Genomic DNA, 19,277 nt, shown 5'->3' on the forward strand with positions numbered 1-19,277 from the left:
AGCGGCATGGAACGAACCGCACACCAGGTGACGCTCGACCTCGTCCGCTCGCTCTATCGCGAGCACACCGAAGCGTTGCGCGCCGCGAAAGACGCCCAGCGGGCGCACCGCCGCGCGCATCCGGCGATGAAGACGCAGCTGGACGACGTCGAAGCGGAGATCACCTACCTGCTCCTGCGGCACCTGCGCCCGGAGAAAGTCGTGGAGATCGGTTCGCTGCACGGCTGGTCGACGAGCTGGATCCTCCGCGCGCTCGCGGACAACGACGCCGGCGAGCTGACCACGATCGACCTCGTCGGCAACGCCACGAAGACCGTCCCGCGCGCGCTGGCCAAGGGTCGCTGGGAGTTCCGCCAGGGCGACGCGCGCACCATCGCCCCCGATCTGCTGTCCGATGTGGACTATCTCTTCATCGACGCCGACCACCGCGCGCGCTTCGCGAAGTGGTACCTCTCCGATGTCTTCCCGAAGATCGACGCCGCGGTGAGCGTGCACGACGTGTTCCACCGCGCCGCCCCGCTGCCGTTCACCGAAGGCGCCGAAGTGGTGCGCTGGCTGGAAAAAACGCGGACTCCGTACTTCACCGCGGCCCGCGCCCGCGCGAAACACGCGTACGCTTGCCTCAACGAACTCCGGCGCGAACTCGGCGTCGACAGCGCCGTGCACACCGGGCGCGACAACCCGATGATCTACTTCCGCATCCACCGATCGGTGGATGCGCGGCGGACAGCCGGTGGACCGGAAGTCGCGCCGTTCCGCTGATCCGATAGGCCCCTCCAGCCGGGATTCTCGAAGGCAGCAACCGCTGCGATTCGAGAGGGGAATCCCAGGCAATGCCGGTCATCGAGGTGCGGAACCTCCATAAACGCTATCGGCAGAAGACAGCCGTGGAAGACGTTTCGTTCACCGTCGAGCAGGGCGAGATCTTCGGGATCCTCGGCCCCAACGGCGCGGGCAAGACGACCACGGTGGAATGCGTCGAGGGCCTGCGCTCCCCCGACGGCGGCACCGTTTCGGTGCTGGGACTCGACCCGCGGCGAGACGTCCGAGAGCTGCGTCAGCGCCTCGGCGTCCAACTGCAGGAAAGCCAGCTGCCCGACCGGTTGCGCGTCGGCGAGGTGCTCGACCTGTTCGCCGCGATGTACCGCACCCCGGCCGATCCGGGACGCCTCATGGCGCTGCTCGGGCTCGCCGGACAGCGGAACACCTTCTACCGCAAGCTTTCCGGCGGCCAGCAGCAGCGCGTGTCGATCGCGCTCGCCCTGGTCGGCAGCCCCGAGGTGGTGGTGCTCGACGAACTGACCACCGGTCTCGACCCGCAGGCCCGCCGCGACACCTGGGACCTCGTCGAAGCCGTCCGCGCGGAAGGCGTGACGGTCGTGCTCGTCACGCACTTCATGGAGGAGGCGGAACGGCTGTGCGACCGGATCGCGGTGATCGACGCCGGGCGCGTCGTCGCGATCGACACCCCGGCGGGGCTGGTCGGCCGAGTCGGCGGGGAGCAGCGCATCCGGTTCCGCCCGTCCGCGCCGGTCGACCCGCGGGAACTGGCCGGGCTGCCGAGCGTGCTGAAGGCCGAGCGGAACGGCGCGCATCTCGTGGTGACCGGCGGGGAAGGCGCGCTGCAGGCGGTGACGTCGTTCCTCGCCCGCGCCGACGTCGTCGCGGGCGATCTGCGGGTGGAGCAGGCCAGCCTCGACGACGCGTTCGTCGCGCTGACCGGCCGGAAACTGGACTGAGGGGGAACCGGAAGTGCTGTCGAAGCTGACCGTCGCCGAGGCGAAGATCTTCCTCCGCGATCCGGGCGCGCCCGCCGTGGTGCTCGGGATCCCGTTGGCGCTGGTGCTGGTGTTCGGGCTGATGCCGGGGTCGCGCGAACCGAGCGCCGAGCACGGCGGCCAGTCGTCGCTGGCCACCCTGATCGCGCCGATGGCGGTGGCGATCCTGCTCGGGATCCTCGCGCTGAACCTGTTCCCCGGCGCGATGGCCGCGCACCGGGAGAAAGGCGTGCTGAAGCGGCTTGCGGCGAGCCCGGTGCCGCCGTCGCGGCTGCTCGCCGCGCAACTGCTGGTGAACCTCGCCATCGCCGCGGTCGCGATCGTGCTCGTCGTGGGGGTGGGCACGATCGCGCTCGGCATGGCGCTGCCGAAGAACCCCGGCGGGTTCGTCGCGGTCGTGCTGCTGGGCGCGGTGTCGCTGTTCTCGGTGGGCACGCTGCTCGCCGCGTTCGCGCCGACCGGCCGCGCGGCGAACGGACTCGGCGCGGCAGTGTTCTTCCCGATGCTCGCGCTCGGCGGCGTGTGGGTCCCGAAGGAGCAGCTGTCGCCGGTGTTGCAGCACATCGCCGACGTCCTGCCGCTCGGCGCGACGCTCGGCAGCCTGCGCGACACCGCCGCCGGACACGCGCCGCGACTGCTGTCCATGATCGCGCTCGCGGTGGTCGCCATCGTGTGCTCGACGCTCGCCGCCCGATTCTTCCGCTGGGAGTGAGCCCGATGACCACGACACAGGAAGAAGCCACGACGGCCCGCCCGGTCGCGCCGTTCGCCCGGATGCCCGTGTTCGGCATCGCCGCGCTGATGGCGGTGCCGCTGGTGCTCACCGCGAACAACTACGGCTACTTCGGCGACGAGCTGTACTTCCTCGCCGCCGGACGGCATCTGGCCTGGGGTTACGTGGACCAGCCGCCGATGCTGCCGCTGCTCGCCCGCGCGATGGACACCATCGCGCCGGATTCGCTGTTCGTCCTGCGGATCCCGGCGATGCTGGCGACGCTCGCGGGCGTCGTGTTCGCCGCGCTCATCGCCCGTGAGCTCGGCGGCCGCACCCGCGCCCAGGCGATCACCGCCGCGACCTTCGCCGCCTGCACGAACTTCCTGGCAGGCGGGCACTACCTGGCGACGTCGACCCTGGACCCGTTCCTCTGGACCGTCCTGCTCTGGCTGATCGTCCGCTGGATTCGCACCCGGCGCGACGGCCTGCTGCTGTGGGCCGGAATCGTCACCGCGCTCGCGATGTACGTGAAGTTCCTGATCGGCGGCTTCTGGATCGTCGCCGGAATCGCGCTGCTGATCTGCGGTCCGCGCGAACTGCTGCGCCGCCCGCTGCTGTGGGCCGGTGCGGCGATCGCCGCGCTGGCGCTGGTCCCGACGCTCGTGTGGCAGGCCCAGCACGGCTGGCCGCAGCTCGGCATGGGCGCGGCGATCTCGAACGAGGTCGGCGAGTCCTGGGGCGGGCGGCTGACCTGGATCCCGCAGGTGCTGCTGCTCGCCGGAGTCCCGGTCGGGGTCGCGTTGCTCGGCTACGGCCTGTGGCGGCTGCTGCGTTCGCCGCAGCTCCGCTCCTACCGCTTCCTCGCCTGGACCACGCTCGCGCTCGCCGTGGTGTTCATCGCGGTGAACGGCCGGTCGTACTACATCGCGGGCATGTTCGCGCCGTGCTGGGCCGTCGCGGCGGTGGAACTCGAGAAGGGACAGGCGTCGCGATGGTGGCGCTGGATCCCGACGTGGCCGGTCTTCGTGCTCTCCGCGCTGGTGATGCTGCCTGCCGCGCTGCCGGTCTGGCCGCATTCCTGGGTCGAGAAGAACCCGTCGCTGCCGACGCCTGCCTTCTCGTTCGGCGAGGTCGGCTGGCCGGAAGCCGCGCAATCGGTCGCCAAGGCGTTCCACAGTGTGCCCGACCCGGCACACACCGCGATCGTCGGCGAGACCTACTGGACCGCGAGCGCGCTCGACCGCTACGGCCCCGCACTCGGCCTGCCCGAACCGACCAGTCCGAACCGCGGGTACGCGACGCTGGCCGTCCCGCCCGATTCGGCGCGCGACGTCCTCTTCGTCGGGGCCGATCCCCGGCCGTTGCTCGGGCGCTTCGCCCATCTCGAGCCGGTCGGCGCGGTCACGACCGGGACCGCGAAGCCGAGTGTGCTCGACGGCACCCCGATGTGGCTGGCCACCGCGCGGCTGCGGTCGTGGGCGGAAATCTGGCCCGAGCTGGCGAACACCGGGGCTTGACCGGCGGCACCCGCAGTGGGACGGCGCCAGGCCTCGCCCGTAGGGTGCGGGCGAGGCCAGCCCCCGATCCGCCGACAGGGAGCAGGATGGATGCCGTGACCACGGCCACCGCACCGAGCACGCCCGGCCGCGAGCTCGCCGGGTTCGCCCGGCGGCCGGTCTTCCTGCTCGCCGCGGGAACCGCCGCCGTACTCCTCGCCACCGCCGGCCGCTACGGCTACTTCGGCGACGAGCTGTACTTCCTCGCCGCGGGCAAACACCTCGCGTGGGGCTACGCGGACCAGCCGCCGGTGCTGCCGTGGCTCGCCTGGCTGGCGAACTCGATCGCGCCGGGCTCGCTCGTCGTGTTCCGGATCCCGGCGATCCTGGCGACCGCCGCGGGCGTGGTGTTCACCGCGCTCATCGCCCGCGAAATGGGCGGCGAGCGCAAAGCGCAGACCCGCGCCGCCGCCGCGTACGCGATCTGCGGGCAGTTCGTCGGCAGCGGCCACTACCTCGCGACGTCCACTGTGGACCCTCTGCTGTGGACGATCGTGCTGTGGCTGCTGGTGCGCTGGATCCGCACCCGCGACGACAACTTGCTGCTGTGGCTCGGCGTCGCGACGGCGGTCGGGCTGAACGTGAAGTTCCTGATCGGCGGGTTCTGGGCGGTCACCGCGGTCACCGCGCTCGTCTTCGGGCCGCGAGACCTGTTGCGCCGGCCCAAACTGTGGGCGGGCGCGGCGATCGCTGCTGTCGCGTGTGTCCCGACGTTGCTCTGGCAAGCCGCGAACGGCTGGCCGCAGCTCGGCATGGGCGACGCGGTCTCGCGCGAAGTCGAGGAAGCGGGCGGCCGGGCGATGTTCGTGCCCGCACTGCTCGCCGGAGCCGGTCTGGTCATCGGTGCGCTGGGCGTGCTGTACGGGCTGGCTGTGCTGCTCGGCAGCACCCGGCTGCGCCCGTACCGGTTCCTCGGCTGGACCGCGCTCGGCGTCTTCGCGATCTTCCTGATCGGCAACGGCCGGTTCTATTACGCCGCAGGCACTTTCGGCATCCTGTGGGCAGCCGCCGCGGTGCATCTGCAAGACCGGCGGCCCGCGTTGTGGTGGCGCTGGGTGCCGACATGGCCGTTGTTCGCTCTCTCCGCGCTCTACAGTCTCCCCTACGCGCTCCCGGTGTGGCCGGTGCAGTGGCTGGTCGAGCATCCGACCGCGCCGCGCCCGGCGTACGCGATGGAGGAATACGGCTGGCCGGACCTGGCCGCGTCCGTCGCCAAGCAGTACCGCGCGCTGCCGCCGCAGGAACGAACCCGCACCGCGCTCGTCACCGGCGGATACTGGCAAGCCGGCGCGCTCGACCGGTACGGGCCTGATCAGGGCTTGCCCGAGGCGTACAGCGCCAGCCGCGGGTTCTGGTACTTCGGCCGCCCGAACGACAACGCCGACACCGTGCTGTTCGTCGGCCGCGAACCGGCGAAGCTGGCCGCGCACTTCCGGTCCGCACGGGTCGTCGGCGAGGTCGGCAACCGGCTGGGCGTCCCGAACTCCAGCCGCCACCTGCCGATCTGGCTGCTCGAGGGCCGGATCGGCGGCTGGGCCGGGATCTGGCCGCAGCTGAAGGACCTGAAGGCGTGAGACTCGAGGACGTCCGGGACGTCAAACTCGACTGGCGGGGTTCGCTGATGCCGCCGGCCACGCCCGACCCGGACGATCCTCCCGTGCGGTGGCACCGGTGGTTCACCCGGACCGAGACCGCGATCGCGTGGCTTCTGCTGATCGTCCCGACGCTGCTGAGCGTGCTGCACGGGGACCAGACCGCCGGGCACCGGACCACCACCCTGCTGCTCGCCGCCGGGGCCGCGGTGTGGCTGGGGCTGACCACCGTCGCCGTGGGCGCGAAACTGCGCGACCACCCGATCCCCGCGGCCGCGATGTTCGCGGGGGTCGTCACGTTCGGCGCGATTCTTCAAGCCCGAGACACCTACTTCATCATCTTCATGGTCTACGGGTTCTTCGCGGCGATGCGGATGAAGCCGATGCCGGTCGCGGTGCTCGGTGTCGGCATCACCTCGCTGCTGATCAACACCATGACGCTCGGCGGGCCGATCCACGCGCTGTCGGTGTCGCCGGGGATCTGGGGCACGGTGGTGGTCGTGCAGACCACGGCGATCGGCGGGGGCGGCGCGCTTTTCGCCGCGGTGGGCAGGCAGAACCTGGAACGCAAACGGGCGCTCGACCGCCTGGCGGCGGCCGAAGCGGAGAACCGCGGCCTGCAGCGGCAACTGCTCACGCAGGCGCGCGAGGCCGGCGTGCTCGACGAGCGGCAGCGGCTGAGCCAGGAAATCCACGACACGCTCGCGCAGGGGTTCACCGGGATCATCACCCAGCTCGAAGCCGCCGCCCAAGCCCGCGACGACGCGGCGGAATGGGAACGCCATCTCGCCGCGGCGACCCAGCTGGCCCGGGAGAACCTCACCGCGGCCCGGCGTTCGGTCGCCGCGCTGCGCCCGGAACCGCTCGAAGCCGCGACGCTGCCCGAGGCGCTCGCCGAGGTCACCCGGCTGTGGAGCGAACGCACCGGGGTGCCCGCGGAATTCTCGGCCACCGGGACCGCGGTCCCGCTGCATCCGGAGCTGGAGGCCACCCTGCTGCGGATCACCCAGGAAGCACTGTCCAATGTGGCCAGACACGCGCAGGCGAGCCGAGCCGGGATCACCCTGTCCTACATGGGCGACGAGGTGACCCTCGACGCGCGCGACGACGGCGTCGGCTTCGACCCGGCGCACCCGCCCGCGCCTCCGTCCGCGGAAGGCGGGCACGGCCTGCCCGGCATGCGGCGGCGCGCGCAGCGGCTCGCCGGCGCCCTGCACGTCGAGTCCGAACCGGGCGGCGGCACCGCGGTCTCGGCGCGCCTGCCCGCGATCCCGGCTGCGACACTGGATCCGACCGAGGGGGCCACATGACCATCACGCTGCTCATCGCCGACGACCATCCGATCGTCCGGGACGGTCTGCGCGGCATCTTCACCGGCGAACGCGGCTTCGAGGTGCTGGGCGAGGCCGCGCACGGAGCCGAGGCCGTCACGCTCGCCGAGGCGCTGAAGCCGGACGTCGTGCTGATGGACTTGCGGATGCCCGGCACCGACGGGGTCGCCGCGATCACCGAACTCGCCCGCCTCGGCAACCCGGCGCGCGTGCTCGTGCTGACCACGTACGACACCGATTCCGACGTGCTGCCCGCGATCGAGGCGGGCGCGACCGGCTACCTGCTGAAGGATTCGCCGCGCGAGGAGTTGTTCCGCGCGGTCCGCGCCGCCGCGCGCGGCGAGGCAGTCCTCTCCCCCGCCGTCGCGAGCCGGATCATGGGCCAGATGCGGGCACCGGCCCAGGAACCGTTGTCGCAGCGGGAGATCGAGGTGCTGAACCTCGTCGCGCGCGGGTCGACGAACAAGGAAGCGGCGAAGAAGCTGTTCATCAGCGAGGCGACGGTGAAGACGCACCTGCTGCACGCGTACGCGAAGCTCGGCGTGAAAGACCGGGCGGCTGCGGTGGCGGTGGCTTTCGAACGCGGCTTGATCGGGTCCTAGCCCCAGAGTTCGCTGCCGCGCGACGCCGCCCTGACGACCACCGCGGCCACGAACTCCTTCCCCGGCAACGGATCCAGCTTCCGCCCGTCCCGGAGCCGAGGCGCGACCAGTCCCTCGTCCGCCTCCCGTGAGCCGATCACCGCCTGGTACGGCACCAGCCGCCGGTCGCGGATGCGAGAGCCCAGACTCCCCCGGTCCGCCGCGACGACCTCGGCGCGCAACCCGGCGTCCATCGCCTCCTCCGCGAACGCTTCGGCCGCCGGAAGCTCCGCGTCACCGACCGGCAGCACCGCCACCTGCACCGGGGCCAGCCACGGCGGGAACGCGCCGCCGTGTTCCTCGATCAGCTGCGCCAGCACGCGTTCCAGGCTGCCGAGCACCGCGCGGTGCACCAGGACCGGCCGGTGCGCGCGGCCGTCCGGGCCGACGTATTCGAGCCCGAACTGCTCCGGCTGATGCAGGTCGACCTGGACGGTGGACAGGGTCGATTCGCGGCCGGAACTGTCGGCGATCTGGACGTCGATCTTCGGGCCGTAGAACGCGGCTTCGCCCGGCCCGCGTTCGTAGTCGACCCCGTCCAGCGCGTCGACGAGCACTTCGGACGCACGCTCCCACGCTTCGGCCGCTCCGGCGTACTTGCCGCGGTTGTCCGGAAGGGAAAGGCGGTAGCGAGCGGGTTTCAGCCCGAGGTCCCGGTACACGCGCCGGATCAGCGCAAGCGCACTCCGCACCTCCTCGCCGACCTGGTCAGGCTGGCAGAAAATGTGCGCGTCGTTCAACTGGATCGCCCGCACCCGGCTGAGCCCGCCGAGCACGCCGGACAGTTCGGCGCGGTACATCCCCCCGAGTTCGGCCAGCCGCAGCGGCAGTTCGCGGTGACTGTGCGCGCGGGACCGGTAGATCAGCGCGTGGTGCGGGCACAGGCTCGGCCGCAGGACGACCTGTTCGCCGCCGAGATCCATCGGCGGGAACATGTCGTCGCGGTAATGCGCCCAGTGGCCGGAAAGCTCGTACAGCTCGCGTTTCCCCAGCACTGGCGATGAAACGTGCCGGTAGCCGGCCCGGCGTTCGACCTCGCGGACGTACTCCTCCAGCACGTGCCGTACGGCGGCGCCGTCGGGCAGCAGATACGGCAGACCCGCCCCGATCAGCGGGTCGCTGCCGAACAGGCCGAGTTCGCGGCCGAGTTTTCGGTGGTCAGGCATGGCGGTCTCCTCACGGAAGGCGAGGCGAGCGCACGACAGAGCCCGGGGCGCTCGCCCCGGGCTCGAATGGCAGTGTTCAGCGCGCCGGGACGGGATCCGGCGTCGTCGTGGACTGGGCGCGCATCATGGCGCGAACGGTAACCCCGCACCCGGCGGGACCGCACCTGGTTTTCCGGCTCAGGGCTTCCAGCCGCTCTGCGCGGCCCACTTCTCCGCGCGCACGAACGCCTCGTTGACCCAGCCCTGCTTCTCCTCCGCGTACTGCTCGACCGTGCCGTCCGCGGAATGCTTGCGCGCCAGCTCTTCCTTCACCCGGGCGTAGTCGTCGCGCTCGTCCGGGTGCGCGCGGATCCAGTCCCGGAACAACAGCGCGAGCCGCCACGCCGGGGTTTCGGTGGAGCGGACGTGCAAGTTCACCGGCCGCTTCGGGTCGGCGCTCTGGTGGAACCGCTTGAGCCACTTCCCGTCGCCGCCTTGGGGATCGTCCCACCATTCGCCTTCGCGGCGCGGGAATCCGGCGTCGGCGAGGGCCTCGGCGATCGCGTCCGCATCATCCAAAGAGGACACGGTGAGCTGCAGGTCGAGGATGTCCTTGGCCGGAAGGCCCGGCACCGCGGTGGATCCGATGTGGTCCGCGCGCACCAGCCGCGAACCCGCGAGCTGCCGCAGCCGCGCCAGCCGGCGTTCGGCCTGCAGCGGCCAGCTCGAGTCGTACGGCGAGATCACCGGCGAGGCGGGCGGACGCGGTTTGCGCAGCCGGAGGTTCGCCTCGAACGGCACCAGCCGGTCCGCCCACAAGGCGTCCACCTCGGCGAGCACGACGTCCGGCGTGCCGCCGTTGTCGAGCCAGACGTCCGCGACGGCGCGGCGCTGTTCCTCCGCGGCCTGCGCCCGGATGCGCGCCCGCGCGTCGGCTTCGGGCATGCCGCGCACCTCGACGAGCCGGCGCACCCGCACCTCCACCGGCGCGTCGACCACCAGCACCAGGTGATAGGCGGGCGCGAGGTCGTTCTCCACGAGCAGCGGCACGTCGTGGACCACGATCGCGTCGTCCGCGGCCGCGGCCATCAGCTCGCCGGTGCGCTGCCCGACCAGCGGATGCACGATCGAGTTCAGCCGCTTGCGCGATTCGTCGTCCGCGAACGCGCGCGCGGCGAGCGCCGGACGGTCCAGCGAACCGTCCTCGGTCAGGATTTCCTCGCCGAACGCCTCGGCCAGCGCGGCCAGCCCGGGCGTGCCCGGCTCGACGACCTCGCGCGCGATGCGGTCGGAGTCGATGACGACGGCCCCGTGTTCGGCCAGCCGGTTCGCCACCGTCGACTTCCCCGCACCGATCCCGCCCGTCAGGCCCACTCGCAGCATGGCCACAACCTTAACGAGCCCAGCGGTCACCCGCTCAGGCGACACCGAACCCCCCTGCACGTGCACCCGCACACGTACCCGCACACCCTCCGCGCAAACGCAAGCACATTTTCGGGCGTAGCCGAACTGATGTGGGTGACACGCCGCGCGCTTGCGCTGTTTTCGCGGGTCGAGTGCGTACCGTGCGCGGCGGAAGGGTCGCCCACACGGAGGAACAATGGCGGAGAAGCACGTCGGGAAGCACCGGCTCGGCACCCCGGGTCTGGTGCACTGCGTCTCCTATCGCCAGGTCTCGGACGCTCTAGCGGAGTACCGGCGCACGTGGTTCAGCGCGCTGCTCGTGCCCGCGAAGCACAGCCTGGCCGGCCTCCGCCGTCGTGCCCGCGAAGCCGCACTGGAACGTGCCTGGGTCCCCTCGGTTTCGCTGGAACGCGCCTGACCGCGAGTACGTGAGGGAACCCTGAGGGACTCTGATTCCCTCGGGCGGCCCGCACGGACGGCCCGCGCCCGCCGCCTCGTCGGCTGGGTGCTGAAGTCCGCGGATCAGATCGCGTGGGTTTCGATCGCGATCTCGTGGCTCAGCGTGCGGTGCACCGGGCATTTGTCCGCGATCTCCAGCAGTCGCGCGCGCTGAGCGTCGTCGAGGTCGCCTTCCAGGGAAATTTCCCGGGTGATCCGGCTGATCAGCCCGACCTCGGTCTCGCAGCGTTCGCAGTCGCGGGCGTGCACGCGGTCGTGCCGGAGCCGGACAGTCGTGCGGGTCAGCGGGATTCCCTTGCGGTCGGCGTACATCCGCAGCGTCATCGACGTGCAGGTGCCGAGCGCGGACAGCAGAAGGTCGTACGGCGTGGGACCGGCGTCCGCGCCGCCGGCGCTGGCCGGTTCGTCGGCGAGGAATTCGTGGCCGGCGGTCGTGACGCGCTGGGTGTAGCGGCCGCTCCCGGCATCGGTGACGACGACAGTGCCGGGCTCCGGCTGGGTCATGGGGCGCGTTCCTTCTGCTCGGCACCGCCCGCCCGGTCCGGGCGGTCGCTTGTGGACGGTCCGGGAACGACGTTCCCAAGAAGCCGTGAATATCGTATCTTCTGCTTGCGAGAGGCGGACGCGCTTCCCGCGGAGCACGGGCAAAAGGGGGTGGGAGATGGCCACCCGGCATCTCTCGACACGGCCGGCGGAGCAGCACAACCGCGGCCGTTTCCTCGACGCGGCACTGACCGTCCTCAGCGAGCGAGGCGTCGCCGGATTGACCGTGCGCGCGGTGGCGGAACAAGCCGGAGCGTCCACGATCACCGTGTACACGCGCTTCGGCGGGCGCACCGGTCTGCTGGACGCCTTGTACGAACGGGCTTTCGACCTGCTGGGCGAGGAATTGCGCGCCGTTCCGCAGTCCGACGGCGACGGGATCGCGGATCTGGTGGAGGTCGCACTCGCCTACCGCCGGTTCGCCTTGGAAAGCCCGGCCCGCTACGGCTTGATGTTCGAGCGTTCGGTGCACGACTACGCCCCGGACCCGGCGTTGCGGTCGGGAGTGCTGCGCACGAGTTTCGCCGAGTTCGTCGCGAGAATCGACCGGGTCTGCCCGCCCGGCGTCGTCGCGCAGGAATGCGGGTACCTGCTCTGGACGTCCATGCACGGGCTGGTGAGCGTCGAGCTGACGATCCGCTCGCAAAGCCCGCTCGACGACTGGTTCCTCAGCTCCGACGAATCCGCGCACGAAACCATCTACCGCCGGGGTGTGCACGCGACGATCGACGGGCTCGGCCTGCGCGACTGAGCCGCGCCCGGCACGCGGAGCCTCGGAAGACAGCTCTGCGGCCGGGGGCATCGCGCACGCAGGTTCGCTGGGCTCGTCGCGAAGATCCGACCGCATCTGCCCGCTCGACGTCATCCGCACCCGAACGCGCCGAGGCGCCCCGGTCACGCACCCGACCGGCGCGAAAAGATCCGGAGAAACAGTTCGGCCCCGGTCCGCTCGGGACCGGGGCCGAACTTGTCAGAGACTCAGCGAGTCAGCCGCTCACGCGCCGCCCGACAGCTTCTCGCGCAGGGCCGCGAGCTGCTCGTCGCTGGCGAGCGTGCCGCCGCTCTTCGCCTCGGCCGGGGCGGACGAGGTGTAGCTCTGGTCGCCGCCCTCGATGCCGGTGGCAGCGTCGGCAGCGGCTTCGGCGTCGGCCTCGGCGGCCTTCTTGACCTGGGCCATGTGCGCCTCGTAGCGCGTGTGGGCCTCGGCGTACTGCCGCTCCCACTCCTCGCGCTGCTTGTCGAAGCCTTCCTGCCACTCCTGCGTGTCCGGGTCGAAGCCTTCGGGGTAGATGTAGTTGCCCTCGGCGTCGTACTCGGCGGCCATGCCGTACTGGGTGGGGTCGAACTCGGTCTCCGGCGTGACGCCCTCGTTCGCCTGCTTCAGCGACAGCGAGATGCGACGGCGCTCGAGGTCGATGTCGATGACCTTGACCATGACGTCGCCGTTGACCTGGACGACCTGCTCCGGGATCTCCACGTGGCGCTCGGCCAGCTCGGAGATGTGCACCAGGCCCTCGATGCCCTCCTCGACGCGGACGAACGCGCCGAACGGGACGAGCTTGGTGACCTTGCCCGGCACGATCTGGCCGATCGCGTGGGTGCGGGCGAACTGGCGCCACGGGTCTTCCTGGGTCGCCTTCAGCGACAGCGAGACGCGCTCGCGGTCCATGTCGACGTCCAGGACCTCGACCGTGACCTCCTGGCCGACCTCGACGACCTCGGACGGGTGGTCGATGTGCTTCCAGGACAGCTCGGAGACGTGCACCAGGCCGTCGACGCCGCCCAGGTCCACGAAGGCGCCGAAGTTGACGATGGAGGACACGACGCCCTTGCGGACCTGGCCCTTGGCGAGCGCGTTGAGGAACTCGCTGCGCACCTCGGACTGGGTCTGCTCGAGGTAGGCGCGGCGGGACAGGACCACGTTGTTGCGGTTCTTGTCCAGCTCGATGATCTTCGCCTCGAGCTCGCGGCCCACGTAGGGCTGCAGGTCGCGCACGCGGCGCATCTCGACCAGCGACGCGGGCAGGAAGCCGCGCAGGCCGATGTCCAGGATGAGACCGCCCTTGACGACCTCGATGACGGTGCCCTTGACGGGCTCGTCCTTCTCCTTGAGCTCCTCGATCGTGCCCCAGGCGCGCTCGTACTGGGCGCGCTTCTTGGACAGGATCAGGCGGCCTTCCTTGTCCTCCTTCTGGAGGACGAGGGCTTCGACCTCGTCGCCGACGGCGACAACCTCTGCCGGGTCGACATCGTGCTTGATGGACAGCTCGCGCGAGGGGATGACGCCCTCGGTCTTGTACCCGATGTCGAGCAGGACCTCGTCGCGGTCGACCTTGACGATGGTGCCCTCGACGATGTCCCCATCGTTGAAGTACTTGATCGTCTTGTCGATAGCCGCGAGGAAGTCTTCCTCCGACCCGATGTCGTTGACGGCGACCTGCGGGGCCCCGGTGGGGGCGGTCGGGGCGGTGGCGGTGTCGGTGGTCATTAGGCGGGTTGCTCCGGTGGATGGGTGTCGTAGGTGGATGTGAAGTTGGCTACCGGCAGTGCACGCGGCGGGCCCCGCAACTGGCATGCGGCGACCCTGCTCAAACGTCCGGCGACCAAACGTTCCACCAGTGAACGACCGCGGCATGACCCGCTGACGATGCGCGGCCCCGGTGGGTAGTCACCCGGGCAGCGCGAACCCCACTGCGCTAACACGTATCGTACGCGGGCCCCCGCGGGGGACACAATCAGGGTCGCCCTGGGCTCCCGGTACCTTCCTCGCAACGTTTCCGCCGGTCCGGGCATTCCCCGCGCCCGGACGGCCGCACCCGGGAGAGGAGACCCGCATGCCCGAGCCCGCCGCGGCCCCGGCGGACCGCCACGCGAGCGCCGAAGAACGGCTCGGCACGGTCGGCGTCGCCCATCGCGAGGTCGCCGGAAACGAGGCGGAGGCGGCGAATCTGGCCTGGTGGGACGCGGATGCCGACGACTACCAGGCCACCCACGGCGGATTCCTCGGCGACGCAGATTTCGTCTGGTGCCCGGAGGGCGTGCGCGAGGAGGACGCGCGGCTGCTCGGCGACGTGCGCGGCAAGCGGGTGCTCGAAGTCGGCTGCGGACAGGCCGCGTGCTCGCGCTGGCTCGCGGCCGCCGGGGCCGAACCCGTCGCCACCGATCTGTCCGGCGGCATGCTCCGGCACGCCCGCGAAGGGAACGCCCGCACCGGCGCGACGGTCCCCCTCGTGCAGGCGAACGCCGAGCGGCTTCCGTTCGCCGCGGCGAGCTTCGACATCGCCTGCTCCGCGTTCGGCGCGCTCCCCTTCGTGCCGTCGCTGGAGACCGTGTTCGGCGAAGTGCGCCGGGTGCTGCGCCCTGGCGCGCCGTGGGTGTTCTCGGTGACCCACCCGATGCGGTGGATCTTCCCGGACGATCCCGGGCCCCAGGGGCTCACCGCGACCCAGCCGTACTTCGACCGCACGCCGTACGTAGAGGTGGACGACGACGGCACGGCGACGTACGTCGAATACCACCGCACGCTCGGCGACTACGTGCGCGCGCTCGCCGCCGAAGGCTTCGCGCTGGAGGACCTCGTCGAGCCGGAATGGCCGCAGGGCCACACGCGCACCTGGGGCCAGTGGAGCCCGCTGCGCGGCAGGCTCTTCCCCGGCACCGCGATCTTCCGCACGCGCCGCGACTGACCGGCTACGCTGCGGCAGTGAGCTCCGCAGGCCGATTCGCCGAACTCGACCCGCTCCTGCCGCCGCCCGTCCCGCTCGCGAGCGGCGACCGGCTGCGCGCGGTGACCGCGTCCGGCACGCAGGTTTCCGCGATGCTCCAGCGCTACCGGCACGGTCCGGGCGACGCTCCCCTGCTGTGGTCGGCGGCCGAGGTGTGGCAGCTGTTCCCGGATCCGGAGACCGCGGGCACCGAAGCGTTCGACGCGCTGCTCGGCGCGCTGCGGTCCCAAGTGGACACCGAAGCGCCGGGCGCCGATTCGGCGTGCGTCGTCAACTGGCCGAGCCGCGACGCCGAAGCCATCCGGGCTTTTCTCGATCACGGCCTGGTTCCGTTGTCCGCGTTGGCCGTTCGCCCCGCCGTCGCACCGGAAGACACCGGCACGAACGCGTCGATCCGCCTCGCCGGACCGGACGATTACCCCGCCGCGCTGGCGCTGTGCACGGCGACGTTCGACTACACCGGCCTTGTCGCGCACCGGAAACGCGAGCAGACCGCGGAACTGCTCGGCCCGGCGCTGCGCCGCGCGCTCGGCGAGAAGGCGACCTGGCTCGCCGAGGTCGACGGCGAAGCGGCGGCGCTCGCGCAATGCGACTGGGTGGAATCCATGCCCGGGAACGAGGCCGCCGAACTGCTGCCGACCGGACGCTGGGGGTACGTGAACAACGTCGTCACCGCCCCGGGCAGCCGCGGCGGCGGGATCGGCCGCGCGCTGATGGCCCGCGTGCACCGCGAACTGCTGAACCAGGGCGCGACCGGCACCTACCTCTATTACAACCCGACCAACCCCCTGTCGTCGGTGTTCTGGCACCGGCAGGGCTACCGGCCGCTGTGGACGTCCTGGGAAGCACACCCTGCGTGGGCCTTGCGCTGAGCTTTCCGCTCTTTGGTGTGACGTCCGGCGAGCCGGCTTGCCGACCCCGCGAGGTCAGGACTAACTTTTGAACTGACTAGTCAGTTCAAAATCCGTGGAGTGTGTCCTGTGCAGGTCCGTGCCGACCGGGTGTCCCTGAAGGGTCCCCACGGCCCCTTGTTGCCGCCTACCTCGCTCACCGTCGAGGAGGGCTGCCTCACCGTCGTGCACGGCGAACCGGGCGTCGGCATCACCGCGCTGGCGCTGGCGCTGGCCGGACGGCTGAAGCCGACCACCGGCACCGTGACCGCCGAACCGGAGGGCGACCTGCGGCGGCTCGTGGCCGTCGTCGACTCGCCGGGGGTCAGCGAGCCGGACGAGGCCTTGTCGCTGCGCATCGTCACCGGCGAAGAACTGGCGCTCGCACACCGTCCTTCCAGCAAGGATGCTGTCACAGCTTGGCTCTCCCAGCACGACGCGGCTCCGTATGCCGACAGCCGGTTCGAGAACCTCGAGCCCGCGCTGCGCATCCGGCTGCTCACCGCGCTGGCCGCCGAACGCGACGGCGTGCGCGTGCTCGTCCTCGACGCGCCCGACCGGCACACCAGCGACGTCGAGACCTGGGCCGCGGTCGCGAAGGAGCACGCGGCCCGCGGGTTCGCGGTGGCCGTGCTGGCCGCGACGACGCCGGAGCCGGCGCTCCCCTGCCCGCCCGCCAAGGTCGGCGAGGTCGAGCAACCGGACCCGGTCCGGCTGTACGCCCCGCCGGAGCCCGCTGAAGCCGAGCAGACCAAGCAGCTCCCGGACACCGCCGAACTGACCGCCGAAACCGAGAACTCCGAGGGAGACCGGGCATGACCACCCCCCACAAGCGGGCCGGCGGACTGAACGCGTTCCGGATCGCGCGCAACGAGCTGCGCAGGCTGTCCACCGGGACGCTGCCGAAGCTCGCCATGTTCGCGCTCGTGATGGTGCCGCTGCTGTACGCGTCGTTCTACCTCTACGCGAACTACGACCCCTACGGCCGTCTCGACAAACTGCCCGCCGCGGTGTTCACCGAGGACGCCGGTGCGAAGGACTCGGGCGGGGCCGAGCGCAACGTCGGCCGCGAAGTCACCGACGAACTGGTGAAGTCCGGCACCTTCCAGTGGCATCAAGTGTCCGAAAAGGACGCCCGGGACGGCGTGCGCGACGACAAGTACTCGTTCGCCATCGGCATCCCGCACGACTTCTCGAAGGCGCTGCTGTCGTCCGGGAATTTCGAGCCGGAGCAGGCGACGATCACGCTCACCACCAACGACGCCAACAACTATCTGTCCGGCACCATCGCGAAACAGGTGGCCGACCAGGTCCGCAAGACGATCGCGGAGAAGGTGGGCAGCGAGGCCGCGGACAAGTTCCTCGTCGGCTTCTCCACCATCTACGGCAAGATCTCCGAGGCGACCGACGGGGCCAAGCAGCTGGCCGACGGCGCGGCGAAACTCCAGACCGGGCAACATCAGCTCTCCGACGGCGCGGGCCAGCTCGCGACCGGGTCGGCGAGCCTCGCCACCGGGCTGGGCACGCTCAAATCGAGCACCGCGCAGCTGCCGAGCCAGACGCAGAAGCTCGCCGACGGGGCGGGCCAGGTGGCCGACGGCAACCAGAAGGTGGCGAGCGCGGGCTCGCTGGCCGCGTCCGCCTCGTCCGACGTGATGGGCCGGATCGACAGCTACCGCACCCAGCTGGCCGCGAAGCTGCAGGAATCCGGGATGCCGGAGGATCTCAAGAACTCGATCCTGGCCGACTACGACAAGCTGCGCACGGACGCGAACCAGGCGAACGGGAAGATCCAGTCCGCCAACGGAGACCTGCAGAAGCTCTCCAGCGGCGCCCGGCAGGTGTCCGACGGGGCGCATCAGCTCGCGTCGGCCTCGCCGCAGCTGGCCAACGGGATCGCGCAGGCGTCCGACGGCGCGAACCAGCTGCGCGACGGCGCGGCCAAGCTCAACGACGGCGAAAAGACCGCCGTCACCGGCACCGACCAGCTCGCCGACGGCTCGGCGAAGCTGCGCGACGGGCTGGCCGCCGGGCTGAAGCAGATCCCGAACCCGGACGACCCGACCCGCACCGCCACCGCGAACACGATCGCCGACCCGGTCGCGGTCACGTCGAACGGCGTCGCGTCGGCGGGCACCTACGGCGCCGGGCTCGCCCCGTTCTTCATCTCGCTGGCCACCTGGATCGGCGCGTTCGTGCTGTTCCTGCTGATCCGCCCGCTGTCGACGCGCGCGCTCACCGCCGGCGCGTCGCCGCTGCGGGTCGCGCTCGGCGGCTGGCTGTCCTCGGCCGTGCTGGGCCTGGGGCAGGTGATCGTGCTGTTCGCCGCGGTGACCTGGCTGGTCGGCATCCACGTGGCGCATCCGCTGGGCGCGATCGGCTTCGCCTGCCTGGTGTCGCTGGCCTTCACGTCGATCGTGCACGCGCTCAACGCGCTCTTCGGCGCGGTCGGCAAGTTCCTCGGGCTCGTGCTGCTGGTGCTGCAGCTGGTGAGCGCGGGCGGCACGTTCCCCTGGCAGACGATCCCGGACGCGCTCTATCCGCTGCACATCGTGCTGCCCATGGGCTACGCCATCGACGGGTTCCGGCACCTGCTGTACTCCGGCGCGTCGCTGCAGATCCTCGGTGACGTAGGGGTGCTGGTCGCGTACCTCGTCGGCGGGATCCTGCTGTCCACTCTCGCGGCGCGCAAACACCGGGTGTGGTCGGTCTCGGCGCTCAAGCCCGAGCTGAGCCTGTGAGAGAAACGACCAAGCGGAAGCTCTTCGAGGCCACGCTGCGGCTGTCTGCCAGCCGCGGCCTCGTCGGGCTGACGGTGGATGACATCGCGGCGGAGGCCGGGGTCGCGAAGGGCACCGTTTACTACAACTTCGGGTCCAAGGACGGGCTGGTCGACGCGCTGCTGCGGTTCGGCGTGGATCTGCTGGCCGGGCGGCTGCGGGCTGCCGGGTCGGACGACGATCCGCTGGCGGTGATCGAGGCTCAGGTGGATACGACGCTGGAGTTCATCGCGGAGTATCCGGGGTTTTCGCAGATCGTGGTCAGCGAGTTGTGGCATACGCCGGGGCGGTGGCACGACACGCTGGCGTTGCTGCGGGAGGAGCTGATCGCGGTCGTGAAGGCACAGCTGGAGCGGTTGCGTGCGGCTGGACGGTTGCCCGCCGGGCTGGATATCGCTACGGCTGCGGCCGGGTTGTTCGGGACGATGCTGGTGGTGGCGCTGGATTGGCAGGTGTTCCATCCGGCCCGGGACCGGGCGGACGTGCTGGAGTCGGTGATGGTGCTGATCCGGGGGCTGCGGCGGTGACGTGGCGGGGCCCGGCGGTGGGTGCCGGGCCCCTGGGGGGGTCAGTGGCAGTTGGCGCAGCAGCCGCAGCCCTTGCCGGTGCAGGCGGAGCAGCATCCGTGCCGCAGGACGGTCTGGAACAGGCGTTTGATCATTGCTCGGTCCTTCCGGGTTGGTCTTTCCTGCGTGGGTCACGCTAAGTCGGGTTGTGG

The 19,277-nt window shown here is 71.0% G+C and carries 18 protein-coding genes; 14 read left to right on the forward strand and 4 right to left on the reverse strand.

Annotated features, from left to right (window positions below; all coding sequences use genetic code 11):
* The first annotated feature begins 6 nt into the window (after positions 1–6).
* The 7 genes from H4281_RS35740 (at position 7) to H4281_RS35770 (ending at position 7,574) form a co-directional block, all read left to right on the forward strand.
* Complete coding sequence (locus tag H4281_RS35740; RefSeq protein ID WP_182895287.1) at positions 7–762, forward strand: class I SAM-dependent methyltransferase; 756 nt, start codon at positions 7–9, stop codon at positions 760–762.
* A gap of 71 nt (positions 763–833) precedes the next feature.
* Complete coding sequence (locus H4281_RS35745) at positions 834–1,739, forward strand: ABC transporter ATP-binding protein (protein ID WP_182895288.1); 906 nt, start codon at positions 834–836, stop codon at positions 1,737–1,739.
* A gap of 13 nt (positions 1,740–1,752) precedes the next feature.
* Positions 1,753–2,490: an ABC transporter permease gene (locus tag H4281_RS35750; RefSeq protein WP_182895289.1), complete on the forward strand. Its 738-nt coding sequence runs from the start codon at positions 1,753–1,755 to the stop codon at positions 2,488–2,490.
* Positions 2,491–2,495: 5 nt separating this feature from the next.
* Entirely contained in the window at positions 2,496–4,010 is a 1,515-nt protein-coding gene (locus tag H4281_RS35755; RefSeq protein WP_182895290.1) for a glycosyltransferase family 39 protein, read from the forward strand.
* A 95-nt stretch (positions 4,011–4,105) separates the two neighbouring features.
* Entirely contained in the window at positions 4,106–5,623 is a 1,518-nt protein-coding gene (locus tag H4281_RS35760; protein WP_370648191.1) for an ArnT family glycosyltransferase, read from the forward strand.
* A complete protein-coding gene (locus tag H4281_RS35765) occupies positions 5,620–6,951 on the forward strand; it encodes a sensor histidine kinase (protein WP_312872242.1) in 1,332 nt (443 codons plus the stop codon). The genes H4281_RS35760 and H4281_RS35765 overlap by 4 nt, the downstream gene beginning before the upstream one ends.
* The gene (locus H4281_RS35770) at positions 6,948–7,574 is read left to right on the forward strand and encodes a response regulator (protein WP_182895292.1); all 627 of its coding nucleotides are present in this window, start codon (positions 6,948–6,950) and stop codon (positions 7,572–7,574) included. The genes H4281_RS35765 and H4281_RS35770 overlap by 4 nt, the downstream gene beginning before the upstream one ends.
* Here H4281_RS35770 and thrS read toward each other — a convergent pair.
* Positions 7,571–8,818, reverse strand: a complete 1,248-nt coding sequence (gene thrS, locus H4281_RS35775) for a threonine--tRNA ligase (protein ID WP_182895392.1) — start codon at positions 8,816–8,818, stop codon at positions 7,571–7,573. The genes H4281_RS35770 and thrS overlap by 4 nt on opposite strands.
* 138 nt (positions 8,819–8,956) lie before the next feature.
* The gene (gene coaE, locus H4281_RS35780; protein ID WP_182895293.1) at positions 8,957–10,141 is read right to left on the reverse strand and encodes a dephospho-CoA kinase; all 1,185 of its coding nucleotides are present in this window, start codon (positions 10,139–10,141) and stop codon (positions 8,957–8,959) included.
* A 217-nt stretch (positions 10,142–10,358) separates the two neighbouring features.
* On the opposite strand from coaE, the gene H4281_RS35785 reads away from it, so the two are divergent.
* The gene (locus H4281_RS35785; protein WP_037818102.1) at positions 10,359–10,580 is read left to right on the forward strand and encodes a hypothetical protein; all 222 of its coding nucleotides are present in this window, start codon (positions 10,359–10,361) and stop codon (positions 10,578–10,580) included.
* 104 nt (positions 10,581–10,684) lie between these two features.
* Here the strand turns inward: H4281_RS35785 and H4281_RS35790 are convergent, their stop codons facing one another.
* Positions 10,685–11,125, reverse strand: a complete 441-nt coding sequence (locus H4281_RS35790) for an OsmC family protein (RefSeq protein WP_182895294.1) — start codon at positions 11,123–11,125, stop codon at positions 10,685–10,687.
* 157 nt (positions 11,126–11,282) lie between these two features.
* Between H4281_RS35790 and H4281_RS35795 the strand changes: the two genes are divergently transcribed.
* Entirely contained in the window at positions 11,283–11,915 is a 633-nt protein-coding gene (locus tag H4281_RS35795; RefSeq protein WP_182895295.1) for a TetR/AcrR family transcriptional regulator, read from the forward strand.
* Positions 11,916–12,158: 243 nt separating this feature from the next.
* On the opposite strand, the gene rpsA is transcribed toward H4281_RS35795, so the two are convergent.
* A complete protein-coding gene (gene rpsA, locus H4281_RS35800; protein ID WP_182895296.1) occupies positions 12,159–13,652 on the reverse strand; it encodes a 30S ribosomal protein S1 in 1,494 nt (497 codons plus the stop codon).
* 346 nt (positions 13,653–13,998) lie between these two features.
* Here rpsA and H4281_RS35805 point away from each other — a divergent pair, with 346 nt between their 5' ends.
* The 5 genes from H4281_RS35805 (at position 13,999) to H4281_RS35825 (ending at position 19,086) form a co-directional block, all read left to right on the forward strand.
* Positions 13,999–14,850: a class I SAM-dependent methyltransferase gene (locus H4281_RS35805; protein ID WP_182895297.1), complete on the forward strand. Its 852-nt coding sequence runs from the start codon at positions 13,999–14,001 to the stop codon at positions 14,848–14,850.
* Complete coding sequence (locus H4281_RS35810; protein WP_376771995.1) at positions 14,787–15,761, forward strand: GNAT family N-acetyltransferase; 975 nt, start codon at positions 14,787–14,789, stop codon at positions 15,759–15,761. Before H4281_RS35805 ends, H4281_RS35810 begins: the two co-directional genes overlap by 64 nt.
* Positions 15,762–15,869: 108 nt before the next feature.
* Complete coding sequence (locus H4281_RS35815) at positions 15,870–16,598, forward strand: ABC transporter ATP-binding protein (protein ID WP_182895298.1); 729 nt, start codon at positions 15,870–15,872, stop codon at positions 16,596–16,598.
* A 26-nt stretch (positions 16,599–16,624) separates the two neighbouring features.
* On the forward strand, positions 16,625–18,520 hold the full coding sequence (locus tag H4281_RS35820; RefSeq protein WP_182895394.1) for a YhgE/Pip domain-containing protein: 1,896 nt from the start codon (positions 16,625–16,627) through the stop codon (positions 18,518–18,520).
* Positions 18,517–19,086: a TetR/AcrR family transcriptional regulator gene (locus tag H4281_RS35825; protein ID WP_182895299.1), complete on the forward strand. Its 570-nt coding sequence runs from the start codon at positions 18,517–18,519 to the stop codon at positions 19,084–19,086. The genes H4281_RS35820 and H4281_RS35825 overlap by 4 nt, the downstream gene beginning before the upstream one ends.
* Positions 19,087–19,277 lie beyond the last annotated feature (191 nt).

The organism is Amycolatopsis dendrobii, from assembly GCF_014145675.1.
Taxonomy (GTDB): domain Bacteria; phylum Actinomycetota; class Actinomycetes; order Mycobacteriales; family Pseudonocardiaceae; genus Amycolatopsis; species Amycolatopsis dendrobii.